This window comes from Simkania negevensis Z (assembly GCF_000237205.1).
GTDB lineage: Bacteria > Chlamydiota > Chlamydiia > Chlamydiales > Simkaniaceae > Simkania > Simkania negevensis.
The window spans coordinates 2,251,558-2,273,446 of the sequence record NC_015713.1; the positions used below are offsets into that span (position 1 = coordinate 2,251,558).

Consider the following 21,889-nt stretch of genomic DNA (forward strand, 5'->3'; position numbering starts at 1 on the left):
ACACCTAACAGAAATAGAGGAAAAAGTAGATTAAAGGGGCTGTGAAAAGAAGAGAGTCAACCATGTCCAAAATCCCACCTAAGCCAGGAAGGCAGTTGCTATCTTTCACATCAGCATCTCTTTTGAGAAGCGACTCAGCCAAGTCCCCAACTTGTCCGAAAATCCCAATGAGAGCTCCCAGCCATAGACTTTCGTAAAACGTTAAGAAAAAGTTCGGGAGCAAGTGGGCCAAAGCATAGAAAATGAAGCTAAAAACAATTGCTACAACAAAGCCTGATAAAGCTCCTGCAATGGTTTTACCTGGACTAATGCTCGCTGCGAGCTTTTTATTTCCAAAGAGTCTGCCGCCAAAATAAGCACCGACATCTGTGATTTTTGTGACAACGAGAAGATAGATAAGCCACATTCGTCCTTCATGCCCAATTTTACATGCACTATAAAGGTAGAGAATTTTTAGAATGAGACCCAAGGGAACAGCGACGTAAAAAAGGCCAAAAAATCCTTGAGCAATCGATTGGGTACATCCCTGTATCTTATTAAAGTGATAGATAAAGACAGCAATAATTCCCAAAAATAACAAACCCAAAGGAAGCAGCGAAAATGTGCTTTTTAAAGTTGAGCAGTAAAAACCTAAGATCACAATCACAGTCGAGGCAATCAGAAGTTTTCGATAGCGCTTTTTATGACTCAAATTTGTGAGTTTCACAAATTCCCACATCGCAATCCCGCCCAATGTGGCTGTGAGAAGTGTGATAATCCATGAGACTAGAGGAACATAGGCAAAGATCAGGAGAGTTGCGATGATAAGCAAGCTGATAATTGTATAAATGGCCCGTTTTGATAAATCGTGAAAAATCATAAACCGAATCGTCTATTCCTTTTTTGAAAGTCTACCACAGCGCTCAGTAAATGGCTTTTAGAAAAATCAGGCCAAAGCACATCTGTATAATAGATTTCGCTGTATGATATTTGCCAAATTAAAAAATTACTAATACGAAGATCCCCGCTTGGTCGAATCAGAAGATCAGGATCAGGCCACTGTGACGTATCGAGGAACTCACTAATCGTCTTTTCTGTGATCTCTTCTCTTCTAAGTCGCCCAGCTTCCACTTCATCTAAAAGACGAAGAGTCGCGCGGCGGATGTCATCACGTCCCCCGTAATTAAGGGCTAAAACTAGATCGATTTGACTGCCTCCTTTCGTCGCCTCTTTGGTCTCCCGTAACACTTGCCGAACATCTTCTGGAAGCTTCGAAAGATCGCCAATCGATTTTAAACGGACTCCTTCTTTAACCATAATTTCTCGTTGAGTCTTCAAGTAAGTTTTCAACAAATGCATCAGACCATCCACTTCTTCTGAAGATCTATTCCAATTTTCAGTTGAAAAGCTATAGACAGTTAAAACTTTAATTCCAAGACCAATAGCTGCACGTACGATTTGATCAAGTGTTTGGGCACCTTGCCAATGCCCCACTTCAACAGGCTTATTCCATTTTTTAGCCCATCTACGATTACCATCCATAATGATCGCAACGTGTTCTGGTATCTTTTTGGGGTCGAGCAGTGAAAGCTCTTCTCTAGAAAAAATCGGTTTTTCCGTTTCTGTATAATTCGGATAGGTCATCTAAAAGAAAGGTTTTCGTTTCCATGTCTTTTCTCTTTCTGGGCCAAAAGATACAACATCAATTGGAATTTCCAAAAGAGATTCGAGCTTATTCAGAAAGAGTCTAACATTTTTTGGGAATTCTTCTAACTTTTTAATTTCGCTTGTATTGGTTTGCCAGCCTTCAACTTGTTCATAGATGGGAGTAACTCTCTCTAAATCTTCAATGCATGGAGGAGGAAATGTCCACTTTTGCCCATCCAATTGATATCCAGTACATATTTTAATTGTAGGCAGCTGATCTAAAACATCGAGCTTAGTTAAAGCTAGAGAAGAGACTCCACTTAGCCGGATTGCATGGGAAACAAGCACTGTATCAAACCACCCCATTCGCCTTTGGCGCCCCGTCGTAGTTCCAAACTCTCTCGCTGTTTTCGGATCTAATGAGGTTTCCCCCTCATGAAATTCAGTGGGAAAAGGCCCATTTCCGACCCGCGTTGTATACGCTTTTATGACACCTAAAGTTCTTTCGATTGACTGAGGCCCAACTCCAGCACCAAGAGCCAGCCCTCCGCTCGTCGTGTGAGAAGATGTCACAAAAGGATATGTCCCATACGAAATATCAAGCAAAGCTCCTTGAGCCCCTTCAAAAAGAATTTTCCTTCCTCTTTTGATTTCACTTGCAAGCTCAACCTCAAGGGGTTTCACAAACGGCTTGAGCTTCTCTGCGTAAATAGTATATTCATCAATAATCTCATCTATCTCTATAGGTTTTTCTAGAAAACGGTTTTTTATCGGTAAAATCGAGCGGAGTTTACTTTTAAAGATTTCAGGCGAGATAAAATCGCATATTCGAATTCCCAAGCGAGCAACACCATCACTATAGCAAGGGCCAATGCCTCTCCCCGTTGTTCCAATTGCCGCTCCTCCTTTTTCTCGCTCACTTTGCGCATCCAGGAGTCGATGATAAGGGAGAATGATGTGCGCATAGGGAGAAATCCATAACCTTCCATCAAAAGAAATATTTTGATCTTCTAACTCTTTCATTTCCTTTAGAAGCGATGCAGGGTCGATCACCACCCCTCCTCCAATCATACAGATCACAGCAGAAGACAAAATCCCAGACGGAATCAAATGGAAATGGTACTCTTTCCCATCAGCAATGACAGAATGGCCTGCATTATTCCCCCCTTGCCCTCGAACAACAATTTCTGCCTCAGAAGAGAGCAAATCAACGATTTTCCCTTTTCCTTCATCTCCCCATTGAAGACCAACAACCGCAAGCGTAGGCATAGTATTCCCTTTAAATGTGACACTTCATAAGCTCTAACACAAAGCCATTGCATTAGCTATCCCTCAAAAAGTCAAAGTGAGATTTTTTCATTGTTATCTTTAGAAAAAACAATTTTCTTTGCTTCTTCGTAGTCTTCTCTTTTCGATGAGTCTACAGTATATTCTGAGTCTCGATAATGATAGATAATTTTTCCTTTTATAACTTTTAGAGAAGATAGCTGACCAACATCAAATCTTTTTTTATTTTCAGAAAGGACATAAATACATAAATAGATATTTTGTGAATTGAATGGATAGTTTTGCAAATAAGGTCTAACTTCTTCATTAGAGTTAATCTGATCTAAGAAGTATTCAGCGCAATGAACTAATAAATCTCTATATTCATCAATAGTCAATGTACGGCAATAATCAAAGCTCAAGGCTAATTCCTCAACTTTTTCATGAATTGCTCCACCAAATCCAACAGGTTTTATTTTGTACCGTTTCGACAAATCCTTTGCCACTTGAGCAATTAATTTATTCGCTATTATCTCGTGGTTAGAATAAATCAACTTATTTCCTCCCCATAAAGGGCTACCAAAGAGAAAAAAAATAGAAACACAAAACAGTCGAAAGATACCCATTTTACTCGTCATCCCTAAATTTAACGTAAGCCCTTTCCTCAGTCATCCCTCAAAAAGTCAAAGTGAGATTTTCTCATTATTATCTTTATCTTCAGAAAAAACAATTTTCTTCGCTTCTTCGTAGGCTTCTGCTTTCAATAACTCGATCGTATATTCAGAGTCTCGATAATAGTAGACAATTTTCTCTTTTTGAATGGCAAGGCAAGATAACTGACCAACATCAAATCGTTTTTTATTTTCAGAATGAACATAAATAGTTAAGTCAATATTTTTCGAACTGAATGGATAATTTTGTAAATAAGGTCTAATTTCTTCATTAGAGTTAACCTGATCTAAGAAGTCTTCAGCGCAATGAACTAGCAAATCTCTATATTCATCGATACTCATTGTACGGCAACACTCAAAGCTCAAAGATAATTCTTCGACTTGTTCATGAATCGCCCCACCAAATCCCACAGCTCTTATTTTGTACCGTTTCGACAAATCCTTTGCCACTTGAGCAATTAATTTATTCGCTATTATCTCGTGGTTAGAATAAATCAACTTATTTCCTCCCCATAAAGGGCTACCAAAGAGAAAAAAAATAGAAACACAAAACAGTCGAAAGATACCCATTTTACTCGTCATCCCTAAATTTAACGTAAGCCCTTTCCTCAGTCATCCCTCAAAAAGTCAAAGTGAAATTTTCTCATTATTATCTTTATCTTCAGAAAAAACAATCTTCTTTGCTTCTTCGTAGTCTTCTGTTTTCAATAACTCCACCGTATACTCAGAGTCTCGATAATAATAGACAATTTTCCCTTTTTGAACCGCAAGAGAAGATAACTGACCAACATCAAATCTTTTTTTATTTTCAGAATGAACATAAATACAAAGATCAATATTATTTGAATTAAAAGGATAATTTTGTAAATAATGTCTAATTTCTTTATTAGAGTTAATCTGATCTAAGAAGTCTTCGGTGCAATGAACTAGTAAATCTCTATATTCATCAATAGTCAATGTACGGCAACACTCAAAGCTCAAAGATAACTTTTCGACTTCTTCATGGATCGCTCCACCAAATCCAACAGGTTTTATTTTGTACCGTTTCGATAAATCCTTTGCCACTTGAGCAATCAATCTATTCGATATTATTTCTTGGTCGGAATAAATTAACTTATTTCCTCCCCATACGAAATTGCTAATGAGAAAAAAAATAAAGACACAATACAAACGAAAAAATTTAATCATAGGCGCCCTTAATATAATCTTTAAAATACCTTTCAAAATATTCAGCATAAACTTCATGGGTAAGTTTATGCCCACTATCGAAAACTTTTCCGGTGTCAACATATGTAATATTATCCCTTGCAGGCGGAATTTTCCCAAATACTTTTTGAAGTTTTGGGACAAGATCATTTTTTGTACAGATATAAAAAGATTCCTTCCATAACTCCCGAGGACTGAACACCCCAGGAGCAATTGCTATGAGAATCGTTCTTTTTCGGTATTGCTCAGGCAACATGAGCTGGGAAATATTTCCTAGAATTGCTCCTTGGCTAAAATCAACTGACAAAAGTGATTTGTCCGAGGAAGAAAAGAAATCCATTTTACTCTCATAATGAAGCCTTGCCGGTGTCGTTCCGATTAAATTCAACCCCATCTTACATTCTTCGAGATCTCTTTTTATTCCTCTCGAAGCATTATAGACGGAATAAATAGGCATATCCCCCGCTAACTTGGACAGATACCTCACGTTATTTTTGTGCTCTTCAAAAGAAGTATTGATTCCTCCAATGCACAGAATCCTTTTTTCTCCTGTCACTAGGGGATGATTAGCTATCTGAGAGTAGTCACGATCAGGAAAATAATCCCATCTTACAGATTGTGGTCCACCGTAACGTCTTTCAAAATCATCATCAAACCTAACAGCTCTTTCCATCTGTTCAAGTGACTCTAGCTTTTGAACTGAAGCTCCATAGAGGTCGAAATGTAACATCGGACAGTTCAGCAGAAATTGATAGAGGTTCGGTCCTTCGTCAAACCCTTTGGGGTCGGGAGAAATCCAGCGACCTGTCTCAGGGTCGTAGAAACGACGACCAAAGGCCACAAGTTGCCCTACTTTTCGCTTGGATTGGTAGCGCCAGGGATTATGAAGGAGCGAGTCTGTGACTTGAGTGCCTGTCGGCATGAAGATTTGCTCTTCGCCGAAAACGGTGTAGCGATAATATTCTTTGGCTTCATTGGTTTTAGGATCGAGAAGAGCAATGATGTTACCGAAGAGATCGTGAATGGGGAGATAAATTTTGTGGTTTTGCTCGATGGCTATGGCGGCTCCAATTTCAGCTCCTTTGCCTTGGCCAAGAATGCGGAGCTGGTGGGGATAGACTCCCAGCTCATTTTGATCATCATAGAGAAAGTCTTGGGTATATATGAGTTGCCAGACGCCCTCATTGAGCTGAAGGTGATGAGCTGTTTGGCACCGGTTCCACGAGTCATAGACTGTGTTGAAAAAATCAATTTTCGTAGACTCCCCCCCCCCTCATCATCAATCGTATTAAGTTATCAGAAGCATTTGATTCAGCATTTTGCATTTAATATGACCTTCGATTTTTTGAGTTTCTATTTTCTTTGAGAAAAACCTTTCCCCATACAGTCGCTTTAATCTTGAGAAGCTTGTCTCTGCTAATGCCCTTCTTGAGTATCTTGTCAGTTTTCCCCAGATTTCTCGCGCTAGCTGATCTCCTCCCAGTCCTTTTATTTCGCGTAAGGCGTTGTTCCTTCTTGTCATAAAAGGAGATAATAGGCTGTTTTTTCTAGGCGGAATAAGGTCTTTCGCTCCTATTTGATTGATGGCCTCCCTGCATCTTTTTGTGTCGTATCCTCCATCTGCTATGACGGTCTCAACGGGTTTAGGGAGCTTCTCTATGATTTTCGGGCCTATTTTGCAGTCAGCTTCATGCCCTTTTGTGATTTCAAAGTGGATAATTTCTTGAGTGTTTTCATCAATAGCGATGTGCAATTTAACCCATTTTCTCCTCTTTGAGGCTCCATGCATTTTCACTTTCCATTCTCCCTCCCCATAGACTTTGATCCCTGTAGTATCTAACAGCACCACTTTAGGTCTTCTAGAAGAGAGCTTGGGCAAAAGAGCTTCCATGTGGGAAGCTCTTTTGCAGATCAGAGAGTAGGTCGGAAGAAAAATATCAGGTTCTATATGTGGAAGGATCGATTTGGCAAAACCCTCGAGAGTTCTATAGGTAAGGCGATATTGTATCTTTAAGACAAGAAGGAGATAGATGAGTGGAAGGGAAAACAAACGAGGTCGACCTCGTTTGTTTTCCTCTGGCTTTTCAGTTAACGCATTTGGATCGATGAAAAAAGTTATACTTCCTCTTTTTACTAAGTCTCGATTATACTTGTGCCAATTGCGTTTACGCATCTGAAGCTCCTTTATGTTTAGTGACTTAAACCATAAGGAGCTTCTCTTTTTTAAGAAATTTTTATCAAGACTTCTCTTCTGATTTTTTCAACACAGTCCGAGTCATATGAAAAACGAATCGCTAAGTCTCCACTTCGCATTTGCACGAGACGGTCGAGGCCATCATAAGCGTATTGGGACTGATTTTTTGAGGAAGAAATACGGTTTCCATTGAGATCGTGCTCATAAGTTCCTTCAGATGTGGCCTCAAGTTCGTGCAGGGGGTTCACACTGTAGGTGGAGTCGTCTTTTTGTAAACGATTGTGATGCGCATCACAGGCATAGTTGTGGTTGTAAAGCCCATATTCTTGAACGAGTTGATTCAGGTCATCGTACTCAAATGTGGATGTTTCAATCGCTTTATCTAGCGTTCGTTTGTAACCTCGGACATTGCCACAGGAATCGATATAGGTAATCCGCTCATTTGAATAGGGAGAATCGGACTCAATGCGGCGGCTGAGAAGGTCGACTGTATGGTAGAGAGGTTCCTTAGAAAGGAGCCTTTCTTCAGTTAGGTTGAAGCTCCGGTCATATTCTGTGTAATAGTGGGTATAAAGAGAGGTTCCACTGCTGGAAATGCGCTCCACTTTTTCCATGTGATAAGGGGTGTAATCATAGAGAACTTTAGAGCCATTGGCAAAACTCATAGCAGTTCTACGCCCAAGAGAGTCATAGGTATTTTCAAGACTTTGATGGTTGGCTTGGGTTTCAGAGAGAAGTTCTCCAAAATGGCTGTATGTGCGCTTGGTCACTTTGCCATGGATGAGATCATGAGACTCAAGCACATACCCCATTTGATCGTATTTTAGAGTGTAATGACAGCTGCCATCTGATGTATGAATGGAGGTTTGTCGACCCAATCCATCGTAAGTATAGGTGATCGTTTTACCATCGGGCTTGGTGATAGTCTCAAGATGCCCGTCTAAGGTGTATGTATAATGGGTCACTTTTTCGATGGGTTCGCCGACGGCTTCGCGTAACTCAATAAGGCGCGAGCGAGAGTCGTAATCCCATGTTTTAATAATTGTTTTATCAGGATCAAAAAGAGTGCTGACCTGCTTGGTCTTTTTTTGATTGAGGTTATAAAAAAAAGCTTCATGAACAAGTGTTTTGCCTGAGGCATTTTGTTTTTCTAAAGAGACAAGATTCCCAAAGACATCAAATGTCTCAAGGGTTTTTCTTCCCATGGGATCAGTTGTGATTTTGCGAAGAACTTTTTGACCCAGTTCATTTTTATAATAGTCGTCATAATCGATTGTGGTAGTATGGCCCATGGGATCAATACCCTTGATGAGTCGTCTAAAAGGGTCATAAAAAAGACGCTCAATGCTTTCCCCAACTTGCACTTCCTTTGTCAGGGCAATTGTATTGCTAAAGTCGTCATATGTATAGGTTGTAACGCTGTAGATGAGACCATCTTTGTCTTCGTGTCGCTCTTCTGTAACACGGTCTAAAAGATCGTATTCCTTCACGAGTACCTGCTCTTCATTTCGGATCACACGATGCAAGTGCCCTCGAGAATCATACTCATAAGCCGTTACCCTTCCCAAAGTTTCTTCTCGTATCTTACGCCCTGCACCATCATACTCATAGATCGTTACGACTCCATCAGGATCTGTTTTCGATAGCAGATTGAATGCATCATAGGTAAAAGCCTCTTGCATGAGTAGGTTCCCCTCAAGGGAAAAGATCTTTTTTTCCGTCATTCGATCAAATGCATCATAGTCCCAAGTAGTACACACTCTCTCAGCAGAGGTATGGCTGGTAATGTTGTAACCTGAAGCGTCGTAGGTAAAAAATTCCTCCGATCCATCTGGGTGCAAAATGCGGTAGGGTTTGCCTCGAGCAGTATACCATGTTTGCGTTGTATGACCTTCAGGATCAGTCTCTGTTAGCGGTTTACCCATAGCATTGAATGTGCGCCTGATCACAGGTGACTTTTTACCCTGATCTGTCATCATATCAGGAAAGATCGTCTGAATGGGATATCCAAAAGGGTTATAGTCTTGCTTTATGATAATCCCTCTGAAATCTTCTTCTTCAACTTTATGTCCTAATGCATTGTACCGATTGATGACATGCCGCGTTGCCCCTTCTGGAGTTTTTTGTTCAGTTAGGATGGGACGGTTCATGTAATCATATTTTTGAGTCAGAGTGAAATTTTCATTGGGGTCATGACCTAAAGTGGGGTTATGATTTGCATCATATTCGAAGGTGCGCTTCCGTCCGACCGGATCAGTTTGAGAGGCCAATCGATCTCTGCCATCATAAGTAAAATTCAAGGTGTAAAGAAACTCACCATGGGCATCATAATGATCTATTCGCGAGGCGTTGCCGTACTGATCAGTATCGTAGTGAATGACTTGCTTACTGAGCAAAACCTCTTCACCAGACTGTTTGTCTTTGTATTTTTCTTCAATGACATACGGCATGCCGTACATGAACTTATGGAGATTAGGCTGAATAGACTTGATCAGACGCTCTGTAACATCCCCAAGTTGATCCCAGCATTCTTCATGACCATTATCAACAACTTCTCCTGTTAGTATCGAGTTATTGTAAAAATAAAATGTCCGTCTCTGATGATTGTGTTTGGTGTCTTTTTCAATTTTTGCACAAAGAAGGTTGGTATCTTTGAGATACCGATAGTTAATGACTTTTCCATTTGGAAATGTCTCTTGGATTAACAAGTGTTGATCGTTATAGGAACGGGAGATGATAAACTCATCACCTGTATAACACTCAATCTTTGTTCCCTCTAGGATGAGGCAATGAGGATCTTTTGTACCTGTCAAGTTCCCATAGTGACATTCACGTTGAATATTGCCATACTGATCATAACCATACTTGACAGCATATAGAGGAATGTTATCTTCTCCCACAAGGGCCCTTGTTTGAAGCCAATTATTTTCTGTCCAATTAAACACCTCTTTGGAAAATAACTTATTTTCATCAAAGTACCTTAGAATGAACTTCATTAAAAAATTATGGTTATAATCGTATCGGGTTAAATTCATCTGCGCATCAAACACATCGGTACTTCCTTCACCTTTTCCATATTTTCCAGGGGAATAACGAAATAGATGGGAACGATAGACCTTCTCCGTCTGAAACAAGGGTTGATAGAGAGCTTCTACTCGAGCATAACGCGCATCCTTTACTGGATCTTTATGTTCAAGAGCAACACCGGAGTCACCATTATAACCTTTTTCATAGTAGCGGATATGCATTCGCCTCATATCGGGACTCTCGATCCACTCGGGATAGATTTCGCTTTTTTTACTTTGGTAATAGTGATATTTAATAGAAGGCTTGAAGCTATAATTTACATTTTTTAAAAGAGAAATACGCTTTCCGCGCAAGTTATAGTCAGAATCAAACTGATATTTTATAGACCGACCATCACTTGTGACAAACTCTATTCCTTTCCGATGTTTGTCATGTTCCGGCTCATATCTAATACTTACCCAAGCATAAACACTCCCATCTAGAGATTGTGATTCAATTCTCTTGACCCGCCACCGTTCTCCACCTAATTTTTTCCAGTGATAGAAAATCTTATTGCCGTTAGGAAGTTTTTCCTTTTGAAGTCTAAATTCAATTGGAGCAGATCTATTAATTCCACATTTTTTAAGAGTCTGATGAGATGTATCTGTCCAATAGTATCGCTTTGATCCATCAGGACATTCAATAATAATTCTCTGTGGTTTTTGTGGTTTAGAATAAACCACGTTATTCATAGGGTTATTCCTAGCACTAATATCTTTTAAAAAAGTGTTTGCCCATCCCGCAAAGTCTTGATTTAAGGTGAAAGGTTTAGCAGAATTTCTATTGACGCAATCTAAATTGTAAAAATATTCGAGACAAAGACCTGATTTTTCATAAACTCTAAACGTATCCGTATAGTCGAGGTGAATAGTTAAATAGTTTTCTGCAAAATCCCATCCGCCATATCTTCCTATCGTATGCTTCACATTCTTTGGAGAGTAATTTAGTGGAATGCAAATGGGTTCATGGCCTTTAACAATAAGGTCATCGCGACGAACAACAAAGTCTCCAGTAATAACATTGACAGAGCTTTCAACAATTGCCAATGGGTCACCGGCAAAGTCTGACATCATATCAGCATCAGGAAAAAGTGCAGCTAGCGGAAGTAAGAAAACGAGAATCTTTTTTAGCATGTGCTTTTACCCCACGCGAAAAAAAAGTAGCATGCTAATTTAAAACAATTTTTTTGAAAAGCACTTATATACAGAGCACAGGTGAAGTTATAAAAAAGATTATATACTATCTAAGGCGTGTCATCAATTAAAACAAGCTGAAGAAGACCTTCTAATGAGAAGAGTCTTTGGCTTCCGATACAGGCTATGAGGTATCGAAGTAGAACAAAGACAAAATTTTTCATGGGAAAGCCTAAGATGTCGCAGTGTAATTGATGACAGGCTAAAGAGATGAATTCTGCTGGACAGAATCATTCAGAGCGCGTATGCTCTTTTTTTAAATTAAGGATAGATAAAAATGGAAAAACGCAAGCGCTGGCAATTTATTTTGATCACGGTTGTCATTTTTTTGACAATCTATAACATTCTCCCAACAGTCCTCTTTTACTCTAAACCACTCAACGAGCCGATTGGAGAAAAAAAAGCTTACGAAGTCGCTTATCAAGCTGCTTCTCGTGTTAACCAACTTGAGCCTGAAGCGATCAGCTGGTTAAAATCTTACAACAAGCTCTTGAAAACGAAAGCCAAGTCAATCAAGATTGACGAGAAAAATCCCGAACTTATTCATCTAGAGTTTGATTCTGAAAAAGATGCGACCACCTTTAAAAATCATCTTCCGCGTGCTGGATCCTTGATTCCTTTTGTTCCTGCTCAACTGGCTTTAACAGAAGGAAGCCAAGAAGCATTAGCAACAGAAGTGACTCTGAAGCGCAATATCCCCATTCAATTTGATATTAATAACTTAAAAGCTGATTTCAAATTTGTTGAAAAGAAAGATGAAAAAGGAGAAATCACCCCAGCATACCACGAATTGATTGACGATCGCCTACTGCAATTAGGTTTATCAATTGGAGGAACAACCGAAAATGCTGCTTATGTGGAAACCATCTTGCACCACATGGGGAACCCTCGCTCTGAAGAGTTTCTTCAAATTTTATCGCAAAACATTCTCACCTATTCAAAAATTTTTGGTGAAAATTCCCCCATTGCAAAACGGTATTTTGCGACATTTACCCAAGGCAAAGTGTCTAACCGTTCTGATACAATTGCCACACTAACAAAAGCTTTTGAAAGCGAACTAGACAAGATTAAACTTGAGCGGATCAGTCTTCAAGACAAAGAAAAGAGCCTGCGTGATAAAGGAGGCTTTCTAGAAACAACTGAACAACAAAAACTCGACTACCTACGCTCAAAAGAAGACCAGTTTTTCGCAGCAACCCAGATTCTGCGCCGTCAAAGCGGGGCATTTAGTCAAGGAGCTGCCCCTTGGTCTTACCCATCTCTCATTAAGCTCATTGGATCAACCTATGCAGGCGTGAGCTCCGAACATCCAGTCCAAACGATCCATGTTGGAGACCATAACCCGCTCATTAAAAATCTTACAATTGATTGGAACAGTGAAAAAATTCTCCTCGATCTCCATGGAGACATTCAAGCACTTCGCAAGCAACTCGAGCGAGAAAAAGGAAAATCTCATGCCCGCGACCAACTCGACCAACTGATTTACAATGAAGTCGCACGCATTAGCCGTGAATCCGGAGAACAACTATCACCTTACCGCAATGCTTTCCAAATTGATCTCAACACCTTAACAAACAGCCAAAGCTTTCTTGTGATGGATATCGGCTCACTTGCTGAAACCCAAGCAAAGCAGATGAAAAACTTAATTTCGTCCCAATGGCACCCCACCTATCCCGACCTTCGAAGCGAAGTTTTCCCCATTTGGGATTTTGCAACATATGAAAAACTTCCGACACACCAAAAGAAATTAGGCCTCGTCATTTACGCTCCTGCAGCAGATCAAAATGCTCCACAGACTGGCTTCCGCACAAACTCTGTGTATGTCATTGCGAAAGGAGTGCAAGATATCATTACTAAACTGCAAACAAATCCGAATTCGCCTCAAGCAAAAGCTTTCATGGAAGATTTCGAAAAACTTCGCATCCTACTCCATCAAAGCGGCTTTTATGGATACCCAGGCACAACTTATCCTTTAAGTGCGTCATTTGCAAAAGATTTCATCTTCGAAGCTGAAGACTTCTATCAAACCATCTTGATGGCAACGAGAGAAGACTTCAACGTGCATGGAACAAGACGGTTCGCAACATTGGAATTCACCAATGTTGAACAACGCATTTATGCTTTGAATCGGATCGAAACCCAAATGCATGAAGATCTTCTAAAGTGGAGAGATGAGTACCAAGCAGCCCAAGTTAAATCCCAACTTGAAGCAAAATACGATGTTCCTGCTCCAACAAAGAATCCTCTTTTCAGCAATCTCGCGCTCAGCTTCCGCAAGTATTTCCGCGGAGATGAACGAAAAATTCTTCATTGGGGACTCGACCTATCAGGTGGAAAGACCGTTCAAATTGAACTCCGCGATGCAAATAACCGTGTCGTTACAAATGAAGATGACATCAAGCAAGGCATTAACGAACTTTACAACCGCGTCAATAAAATGGGTGTGTCCGAAGTTTCTATCCGTCAAGAAGGAAATCATATCACCCTTGACTTCCCAAGTGCGCAAGGACTCTCAGCTGCAGACTTAGTCAAAGCCTCTTCGATGTTCTTTCACGTTGTAAATGAAAAGTTCTCAACAGAAAATCGAGAGCTCCGTACATCTGTGAACCAATTCCTTCAAGACGTGTGGAACGAAGCAGTTGTGACAAATCGCAAAGATATTGACAGTATCAACATGATTGCCTGGAAACACCTTTTCGGCGACACCATGGATACCGAGTCAGTTCAACCTGTGAACGAGTCGGCAAAAACACTCTACGATCAAGGCTTACGCCTAGGATATCCTGGAGACACTAAACAATCGAGTGGGTTCAATGACTCTCTTTGTAAAATTGCTATCTATCGTGGAGACAGTTTCTCTGAATGGCATGGACAAACTCATCCCCTCTTGATTGTGATGAATAACTACGCTCTAGAAGGCTCTAACCTTATCGACGTCCGCGCTGCCTATGACCCCTCACAAGGAAACTTCCTAACATTTAATGTGAAGTCATCGCAAACTCTCGTAGATGGACAAAAGACTAACCCACGTAATGACTTATACAATTGGACATCAGCTTTTTCGAAAGAAAAAATTTCAGGGACAGCTCTTGGAAATATCTCAAACGGACGGGGATGGCGCATGGCGGTTATTCTCAATGGATCGGTGATCAGTGCACCTGCAATTGAGTCTGGACTTCGCGATCACGTTTCTATTACAGGAAGCTTTACACAGCGCGAAGCAAATCGCTTGGAAGCCGACTTAAAAGCTGGTTCCTTAAGCTTTGCACCCCACATTCTTTCGGAAAAGAACGTCAGTCCTGAACTTGGATTAAAAGACCGTGCGATGGGAATCATCGCAACGATTGTCGCTTTAGTCCTTGTGATCTTAATGATGGTTGGCTACTACAGATTTGCCGGGGTTGTGGCCTCAGTTGCTGTCTTGTTTAACCTCCTCATCATGTGGGCCACTCTTCAAAACATTCAAGCAACTGTCACCCTTGCCGGAATTGCTGGAATTATTTTGACAGTTGGTATGGCTGTTGATGCCAACGTCCTCGTATTCGAAAGAATCCGCGAAGAGTTTGCTGCATCTAACCGCATTGCATCAGCTGTTCACACAGGATATAGAAAAGCTTTTTCAGCCATCTTAGATTCGAACGTCACAACTATCATTGCAGCCCTCATTTTACTCCATTTTGATTCAGGACCCATCAAAGGTTTTGCGATCACCTTGATTATCGGAATTGTTTCGTCGATGTTTTCTGCACTTTTCATGACACGATACTTCTTTGCAGGATGGGTTAAAAATCCGAAAAATCAAGCTTTAAAAATGGCAAGTTTGATTAAGAAAACCTCTGTCAATTTTCTAAAGTATGGAAAGTGGGGCTTTAGTTTTTCATTGATTATTGCCCTCGTTGGAGCTTACTTATTTGTTTCACAGAAAAACACAATGCTTGGAATGGACTTCACTGGGGGATATGCCCTTTCTCTTGAAGTCGAGCCTAAAGCTGATACAAATTACCGCTTCGATGTAGAAGCTGCACTTGTAAAAGCAGGTCTTTCTCCAAGAGACTTCCAAGTACGCGAGCTCTCTCCTTCAAATCACCTTAAAATTTTGCTTAGCAATAGCCTTGATCAAAGTGGTAAGCCTTTCGAGTACCTTCCTTTTGAAACCGATCAAAAAGATGTTGCTTACGCATATGAGAATAACCCGCGTCTCGTGTGGGTTGTGGGAGCATTGATAAAAGGTGGGCTTGAAGTGACCCCTGTGTCTCTCAAGCAACTCGACAGCAGCTGGACTAGCATCAGCGGTCAAATGTCAAATGCAATGCGCAATAACGCCCTTATCGGTCTTACACTAGCCCTCGTTTGCATCCTTTTATACATCACATTCCGCTTTGAGTTTAAATATGCAATCAGTGCGACTCTAGGACTTGCTATTGATGTTGTGATCACTCTTGCTCTTCTTACAATCTTGCATACAATTGGCGTTCCCGTTCAAATCGATTTAAACACCATCGCCGCATTGATGACCATCATCGGATACTCTTTAAATGACACGATCATTATTTTTGACCGTATCCGAGAAGACCTTAAAGTGATGCGCAAGCATTCTTTCAAAGATGTCATCAATCATGCCCTCAATGTCACCTTAAGTCGTACAATCATGACTTCAGGAACCACATTGGTGGTCTTATTAGCCCTCCTTTTCTTAGGTGGAAGCACTATTTTTGGACTTTCACTTGTGATGGTCATTGGGGTCGTTTTTGGAACTCTTTCTTCCCTCTATATTGCGGCACCACTCCTACTTTTTTTTCACAGAATGGAACAGAAAAAAAGCGAAAAGTTAGCATTGAACGAAAAATAGATGCAGCTTAAAACAATGTTAAATACTCTAAAAATAGGTCATAATCCGGGAACCACTTTTGAAAGAAGAAGAACAACCTCTTTGGGTCTATCCTGATTACTCACCTGAATGGTGTGATTCGATCGTCAAAGAATTCAACATCCATCCAGTGACTGCTCAGGTTCTTGTTTCCAGAGGCTTTTCGACTTTCGAGGAAATTTATAACTATCTCTACGCCAAACTTCCCAATTTAATCGCTCCTGATCAGTTTCAAGACATGAATATTGCAGTCGAACGGATCGTTCAAGCGGTTACGAAAAAAGAAACAATCATCGTTTATGGTGATAATGATGTGGATGGAATTACAGGAACTACGCTTCTTGTCGAATTCCTGCGTAAGATCGGAGGCCACACTCTTTATTATGTTCCCAATCGAACGACTTCTAGCCCCACAATGATCACCGATGCGCTGCAGTTCGCTCTTGAAAGCAAATGCAAACTTTTCATCACAGTTGACTGTGGGATTACGGCTGCAGATGAAATCGACGAGTACTTTCGTAACCACATCGATGTCATCATTTCAGATCATCATGAACCAACAGCTAAAATTCCCAATTGCATCGCGACACTCAATCCCAAACTGATTAACAGTACTTATCCAAACAGAGATCTTACAGGTGTTGGAGTTGCATTCAAGCTTGCTCATGCTTTGACAAACCACCTAGTTTCTACAGGAAAAATCAGTCCCAATAAAATTGACTTAAAACGTTTTCTCGACTTAGTAGCTCTTGGTACTATTGCAGATATGGGGGCGCTCATTGGAGAAAATCGGATTCTTGTCCGCTATGGACTACGACAATTTGCCCAAACGAAACGCATCGGTCTTCTCAAATTGATGGAAATCTGTGAAGTCAAGGCCAGTACCATCACAACAGCAGACATCGCTTCAAAAATTGCTCCGCGCTTAAATAGTTTAGGGCGAATTGCCGATCCACAAAAAGGGGTCGAGCTCCTCTTGATGCACGACTCGGAAACCGCAACTACTTTGGCAAAAGAACTTGATGACAATAACACAGAAAGACAACGGATTGAACGGCGCGATTCTGATGACATTGAACACTATCTCCTCGACCATCCACAAGCGTTAAAAAATAATGCAATTGTTCTCCATTCAGACAAATGGCATCCAGGCATCATTCCTATTATTGCAGCTCGAGTCTCCAAGCAATACAATCGTCCTACCCTTATCATTGCAGTTGACCAAGGCATCGGAAAAGGGTCTATTCGAACAATCCCTGAATTCCCCCTTCTTTCCTCCTTACGAAAACACCGAAACTTGCTGGTCAATTTTGGAGGGCATGATTATGCAGCAGGGCTCATTATCCTAGAAGAAAACATTGTTAAATTTAAAAATGTCTTCATCGAAATGGCTAATCAAGCCCTGAACCAAGAAGACATTATCCCAAAATTACATCTCGATGCGCGGGTGCAGTTTGAAGACTTAACCTTCGATTTTCTCGATTCACTCCAATTATTGGAACCCTATGGAACAGCTAATCCTCCTCCCATACTCTATTCTGACGTTACTCAAGCTTGGCCTCCCAAAATTGTCGGGAAAACTCACCTCAAGCTCTATCTCGAGCAAAACGAGCGGATCTTAGAAGGAATCGGTTTTGGCCTCAGCGAAGCTCGTTCCAGACTCTGTAAAAAAAATCTCAAACTTCAAATTGCTTTCACCCCACATGTCAATGTCTTCCTCAACAAATCAAGCATCCAACTCCTCATCAAAGATTTTAAAATCAAAGATTGAAAAACTTGTTTTCGGCGGAGCAGGTCTTTCTAGGGATCAAGGCTTTATCATCTTTGTTCCCTATACAGCTCCGGGCGATCTCGTTGAAGTCACCATCACTCAAGAGAAAAAAAACTACAAGTTTGCCAAGCTTCATCGACTGATTCAAAGTGGCCCTCAGCGGACTTCTCCTCGTTGCCCTTACTACTCTCAATGTGGTGGCTGCCAATTGCAACATCTGACTCCCGAAGGACAACTCGAAGCAAAACGGACCTTTTTAGAAGATGCTTTTGGGCCTGTTCCACCACTCGTTCCTTCACCTGAAGTTTGGCACTACCGCTCTCATATCCGCCTCAATTTAGAGAATGGGTCTTTCGGCTTTAAAAACAATGGTCTTATCGAGATTGACTCTTGCTCTCTTTTCCTCCCGATTGAGCATGATTTTTTTCGCATCTTACGTCAACACCTCCAAAACCTAAGTGAAAGTGGGTCATTTCGGGTTTTCAAAGCAACCCCCTCTCATTTTGTATTGGCCTTTTCCTTTCCAAAAAGGCTGCCTAAAGCAAGACGACATTTTGTGAAAACTCTGATGGAAGCCCTTCCTCTTCAAGGTATTTCAATGAAAAGCCCGTCTGGAGAAGAACACTTTGGCAAGACAACAATTTCCAATATTATCTGCGGCCTTCCTGTGTCATTTTCTCCATACGGATTCATGCAAAACAACCCTTTTTTGACTCCCCGCCTATATGAAACACTTGTCGACTGGGCAAGGCCAGAAGGAAAATCTATCTTAGACCTCTATTCAGGAGTAGGGATCACATCTCTTCTCCTTTCTCGAGCGGGCGGCTCTGTAATCGGAGTAGAAGAAAGCGCTGCTGCGATTAGATGCGCTCAAGAAAATCAAAATCAAAGTGGAATTCTAGGAGTCCAATTTAAACTTGGACGAGTCGAAGAAATTTTAAAAACAGCAAGGCCTGTTGATTTGGTCATTGTGAATCCTCCTAAGACCGGACTTTCAAAGTCAGTAAGGGACGGCCTGTTGCGCCTGCAACCTACGGAAATCCTCTACATTTCCTGTATGCCTACGACTCTTAAACGGGATTTGAATGATTTGATCGGTTATAAACGAGAAAAAATATTAGGTTTTGACCTATTTCCTCAAACAACTCATTTGGAAACATTAGTCAAAATAACAAGAAATAATTTTAAATAAAAATGCAAAAACGACCCTTTATAGGTTCACCTCTCTCTCAAAATCTGGCTGAATAGACGGGTCTTACATCGCTTCTGTACTAGAGCTTCGCTTGCTCAGGTACTTTTCTCGATATTCTTTCACATCTTCAGAGTGAATGACCCACGCTGCGCCCTTTCTCGAGGCTTTCAGCATGCCAATTCGCGTTGCGTAGTAGATCTTTTGCGCTGGTACGCCTAGAATCTTTGCAACTTGATTGACTGAGTAGTAGCCCTTATTGTTATCAAAAAGTAGCTCTCCGTCAAAAGTCGACTTCGCTCGCGAATACTTATTGCGTCTGTATTCTTCTAGATCATCTAATTTGATCGTCCAACGAGTGGCATCTTTTTGTGCTCTCAGCTTTTTTTGCTTAATCGCAACATAGATTGCTTGTCGTGTGACGCCATTTATGCGTGCTGCTTCTGTAATAGAAACAACTTTTTTTGGAGTCTCTTGCGCGTAGGCATGAGAGTCCTGTCTATTGTCCATATCCATCGGATTATATCCTCCTCAATCCAAAAAAACCTGTACAAAAGTGACACGCATTATAGTGCTATTAACAGGGGATTACGCGTTGGAATCGTCACTTTTTTATGTTTTTGTTTATATTTTAAGCCTTATAGACATCTAATTATTACAAAAAATTGAATTGAAATCAATCTATTTCCTTTACTTTTCCGAAAATTTTTGATTTACATGGGGTTATAAAGTAATATCTATATGTTTTGACGATTAAAATTTTGATTATGGTGAAGATAAACCCTTGATATGCTATAAGATACACAAGGTAGGACGAGGTTGCCGCACATGAAAATTAAGCCTTTAATATTTAGCATCTTACTATTATTTTTTATCTGCTTTGTTGAAGCAAAGCCGCCCGAATTGACCCCTCATCTGACTAGAAAAAAATCTGAAGAAATCTTCAAGGCCCACGTCACCTACAAAAAACTAAGTCCTGAGCTTGCGCAAAGGATTTTGCAGAATTATTTGGAAGAACTAGACGCCACAAAAACCTATCTGCTTGAATCTGAGGTGGTTAAATGGAATAACCCATCGGAAGAGCTTTTGAATCAGTTAGTTAGCAATTACCGCAAAGAAGATTTCGTTATATTCGATGAAATTTACGAAACCATGGTGAAAGCGATCGAGAGACGAAATCGCTTAGAGGCTGAAATTGCCGATCAGCAGCTCCCACAAACAAGCGTTAATGAGTTTAAAGATCTCAAGTGGGCCTCAACTGAAGCCGAACTCAAAGAGCGTCTACTGAAGCTCAGAGCGCTCCAGCTTGAGACCGCAGAAAAGCTGGACTTTGAGACAAAAGACCAATTTATTCAGCGGGTCAATAAGAGGCGCATTTCTAGAGAGCAGGAAGTGCTACAAGATAACCTCCAAGATCGTCATAAACAGCAACTCGCCTGTTTTCTCAAGGCCTTCACTTCTGCTCTCGATAATCACACAGTTTATTTCACTCCGACGGAAGCCAATCAGTTCATGATCCAGGTCCAACAACGCCTCTTTGGGATTGGTGCTCAACTACGCGACGACTTGAATGGATTCACCCTGGTTCGATTGATTGAAGGAGGCCCTGCTACAAGAGAAGGCAAACTCAAAGTAAACGACAGGGTGATCGCCGTTAACCACGAACCTGTGGTGGGGATGGATATCGTTGAAGCTGTTGAATTGATTCGTGGTCCTAAGGGAACCGCTGTCACTTTGACCATTTTACGCGAATTCGGGGAAGAAACCCCGAAAAAAACTGAAAAACTCGACATTGAAATCATTCGAGATGAAATCGTCCTTAAGGAGACCCGTTTTGAGTCTGAAACCGTGCCCTATGGAGACGGAGTGATCGGACACATTCGCCTCTTTTCGTTCTATCAAGATCCCAATTATTCTTCAGCAGCCGACTTAAAAAAGGCAATGGAGGAAATGAAAGAGAAATATAATTTAAAAGGAGTTGTCCTAGACCTCCGCAACAATGCAGGCGGAATCTTGCCCCAGGCTGTTGCTGTTACAGGTCTTTTCATTAAAAAGGGAATCGTCGTTTCAATCAAAGATAGCAATGGGAACATCCAGCACTTGCGTAATTTTGAATCCGACCTTACTTGGGATGGCCCTCTTCTTGTTCTCACCAATAAGGGAAGTGCTTCAGCAGCTGAAATCGTTGCACAAACGCTCCAAGATTATGGTAGAGCTGTGCTCGTAGGAGATCCATCTACTTGGGGAAAAGGAAGCTATCAAACTTTCACACTCGATTCGTCGAATGCAAATAAAGTGAATCCTCAAGGCGAGTACAAGGTAACTCGCGGCCTCTACTACACTGTCTCGGGGAAGAGTCCTCAACTGACTGGAACCAAAGTTGATATTGAAGTTCCTGGAGGCCTCACTGAAGCTGAAATTGGAGAGGCTCAAGCAAAATTCCCTCTAGAAAATGATGAGATTTCACCTAATTTCCAAGACAGTCTCTCAGACATCCACCCTTTCCATCGAGGAAAAATGATGCGCTACTATAAAAAAGATCTACAAGAGCGGATGACAATCTACGAACCCTACATGGCTACCCTAAAATCTAACTCTCAAATTCGGGTTCAAAATAACAAGAACTACCAAAACTTTCTCAAAGAGATTAAAAAAGAAGAATTTGATGCAGAGTCCGTTGAAAAGTACGGTCAAAATGATCTGCAACTTGAAGAAACAATGAACATCATGAAAGATCTCGTCTTACTCTCAGAACAAGATAAAAAGATAGAAGCCCCTAAAATTGAGAGTGCTCCAGCTGCTTAGGTCCTTTTTCAGCTAGGATAAATAAAGTTTTGCAA

Annotated in this window: 14 protein-coding genes; 4 read left to right on the forward strand and 10 right to left on the reverse strand. The window is 40.9% G+C overall.

Going from position 1 to position 21,889, the window contains the following annotated elements; genetic code table 11:
* Nucleotides 1–4 precede the first annotated feature (4 nt).
* The 9 genes from SNE_RS12485 to SNE_RS11060 all read right to left on the reverse strand — a co-directional run bounded on the left by SNE_RS12485 (nt 5) and on the right by SNE_RS11060 (nt 11,162).
* Complete coding sequence (locus SNE_RS12485) at nt 5–859, reverse strand: phosphatidate cytidylyltransferase (protein WP_013944518.1); 855 nt, start codon at nt 857–859, stop codon at nt 5–7.
* On the reverse strand, nt 856–1,623 hold the full coding sequence (locus tag SNE_RS11025) for an isoprenyl transferase (RefSeq protein ID WP_013944519.1): 768 nt from the start codon (nt 1,621–1,623) through the stop codon (nt 856–858). Before SNE_RS11025 ends, SNE_RS12485 begins: the two co-directional genes overlap by 4 nt.
* Entirely contained in the window at nt 1,624–2,895 is a 1,272-nt protein-coding gene (locus SNE_RS11030) for an adenylosuccinate synthase (RefSeq protein ID WP_013944520.1), read from the reverse strand.
* Between the two features lie 71 nt (nt 2,896–2,966).
* Nucleotides 2,967–3,518 (reverse strand): hypothetical protein, encoded by a 552-nt coding sequence (locus SNE_RS11035; RefSeq protein ID WP_013944521.1) that lies wholly within the window; start codon nt 3,516–3,518, stop codon nt 2,967–2,969.
* 57 nt (nt 3,519–3,575) lie between these two features.
* Complete coding sequence (locus SNE_RS11040) at nt 3,576–4,133, reverse strand: hypothetical protein (RefSeq protein WP_013944522.1); 558 nt, start codon at nt 4,131–4,133, stop codon at nt 3,576–3,578.
* Nucleotides 4,134–4,190: 57 nt separating this feature from the next.
* The gene (locus SNE_RS11045; RefSeq protein ID WP_231919508.1) at nt 4,191–4,640 is read right to left on the reverse strand and encodes a hypothetical protein; all 450 of its coding nucleotides are present in this window, start codon (nt 4,638–4,640) and stop codon (nt 4,191–4,193) included.
* Nucleotides 4,641–4,743: 103 nt separating this feature from the next.
* Nucleotides 4,744–5,691: an RHS repeat domain-containing protein gene (locus SNE_RS11050; RefSeq protein WP_013944524.1), complete on the reverse strand. Its 948-nt coding sequence runs from the start codon at nt 5,689–5,691 to the stop codon at nt 4,744–4,746.
* A 366-nt stretch (nt 5,692–6,057) separates the two neighbouring features.
* On the reverse strand, nt 6,058–6,942 hold the full coding sequence (locus tag SNE_RS11055) for an IS5 family transposase (protein WP_013944429.1): 885 nt from the start codon (nt 6,940–6,942) through the stop codon (nt 6,058–6,060).
* 50 nt (nt 6,943–6,992) lie between these two features.
* On the reverse strand, nt 6,993–11,162 hold the full coding sequence (locus tag SNE_RS11060) for an RHS repeat domain-containing protein (RefSeq protein WP_013944526.1): 4,170 nt from the start codon (nt 11,160–11,162) through the stop codon (nt 6,993–6,995).
* A 337-nt stretch (nt 11,163–11,499) separates the two neighbouring features.
* On the opposite strand from SNE_RS11060, the gene SNE_RS11065 reads away from it, so the two are divergent.
* From SNE_RS11065 to SNE_RS11075, 3 genes are read left to right on the forward strand one after another with little or no spacing between them, the layout of a single operon-like run.
* Nucleotides 11,500–16,071, forward strand: coding sequence for a protein translocase subunit SecDF (locus SNE_RS11065; RefSeq protein WP_013944528.1), 4,572 nt, complete (start codon nt 11,500–11,502; stop codon nt 16,069–16,071).
* A gap of 58 nt (nt 16,072–16,129) precedes the next feature.
* Complete coding sequence (gene recJ / locus SNE_RS11070) at nt 16,130–17,860, forward strand: single-stranded-DNA-specific exonuclease RecJ (RefSeq protein WP_013944529.1); 1,731 nt, start codon at nt 16,130–16,132, stop codon at nt 17,858–17,860.
* On the forward strand, nt 17,793–19,052 hold the full coding sequence (locus SNE_RS11075; RefSeq protein WP_041419091.1) for a class I SAM-dependent RNA methyltransferase: 1,260 nt from the start codon (nt 17,793–17,795) through the stop codon (nt 19,050–19,052). The genes recJ and SNE_RS11075 overlap by 68 nt, the downstream gene beginning before the upstream one ends.
* 63 nt (nt 19,053–19,115) lie before the next feature.
* Here SNE_RS11075 and SNE_RS11080 read toward each other — a convergent pair whose 3' ends face one another.
* The gene (locus SNE_RS11080) at nt 19,116–19,565 is read right to left on the reverse strand and encodes a helix-turn-helix domain-containing protein (protein WP_013944531.1); all 450 of its coding nucleotides are present in this window, start codon (nt 19,563–19,565) and stop codon (nt 19,116–19,118) included.
* A 312-nt stretch (nt 19,566–19,877) separates the two neighbouring features.
* On the opposite strand from SNE_RS11080, the gene tsp reads away from it, so the two are divergent.
* The gene (tsp, locus tag SNE_RS11085) at nt 19,878–21,854 is read left to right on the forward strand and encodes a tail-specific protease Tsp (RefSeq protein ID WP_013944532.1); all 1,977 of its coding nucleotides are present in this window, start codon (nt 19,878–19,880) and stop codon (nt 21,852–21,854) included.
* Nucleotides 21,855–21,889 lie beyond the last annotated feature (35 nt).

Bases quoted from the DNA above. Each gene is read 5' to 3' on its own strand.
- SNE_RS12485 (WP_013944518.1), bottom strand. From the start codon at position 859: ATGATTTTTCACGATTTATCAAAACGGGCCATTTATACAATTATCAGC.
- SNE_RS11025 (WP_013944519.1), bottom strand. From the start codon at position 1,623: ATGACCTATCCGAATTATACAGAAACGGAAAAACCGATTTTTTCTAGA.
- SNE_RS11030 (WP_013944520.1), bottom strand. From the start codon at position 2,895: ATGCCTACGCTTGCGGTTGTTGGTCTTCAATGGGGAGATGAAGGAAAA.
- SNE_RS11035 (WP_013944521.1), bottom strand. From the start codon at position 3,518: ATGGGTATCTTTCGACTGTTTTGTGTTTCTATTTTTTTTCTCTTTGGT.
- SNE_RS11040 (WP_013944522.1), bottom strand. From the start codon at position 4,133: ATGGGTATCTTTCGACTGTTTTGTGTTTCTATTTTTTTTCTCTTTGGT.
- SNE_RS11050 (WP_013944524.1), bottom strand. From the start codon at position 5,691: ATGCCGACAGGCACTCAAGTCACAGACTCGCTCCTTCATAATCCCTGG.
- SNE_RS11055 (WP_013944429.1), bottom strand. From the start codon at position 6,942: ATGCGTAAACGCAATTGGCACAAGTATAATCGAGACTTAGTAAAAAGA.
- SNE_RS11060 (WP_013944526.1), bottom strand. From the start codon at position 11,162: ATGCTAAAAAAGATTCTCGTTTTCTTACTTCCGCTAGCTGCACTTTTT.
- SNE_RS11065 (WP_013944528.1), top strand. From the start codon at position 11,500: ATGGAAAAACGCAAGCGCTGGCAATTTATTTTGATCACGGTTGTCATT.
- SNE_RS11075 (WP_041419091.1), top strand. From the start codon at position 17,793: ATGTCAATGTCTTCCTCAACAAATCAAGCATCCAACTCCTCATCAAAG.
- SNE_RS11080 (WP_013944531.1), bottom strand. From the start codon at position 19,565: ATGGATATGGACAATAGACAGGACTCTCATGCCTACGCGCAAGAGACT.
- tsp (WP_013944532.1), top strand. From the start codon at position 19,878: ATGAAAATTAAGCCTTTAATATTTAGCATCTTACTATTATTTTTTATC.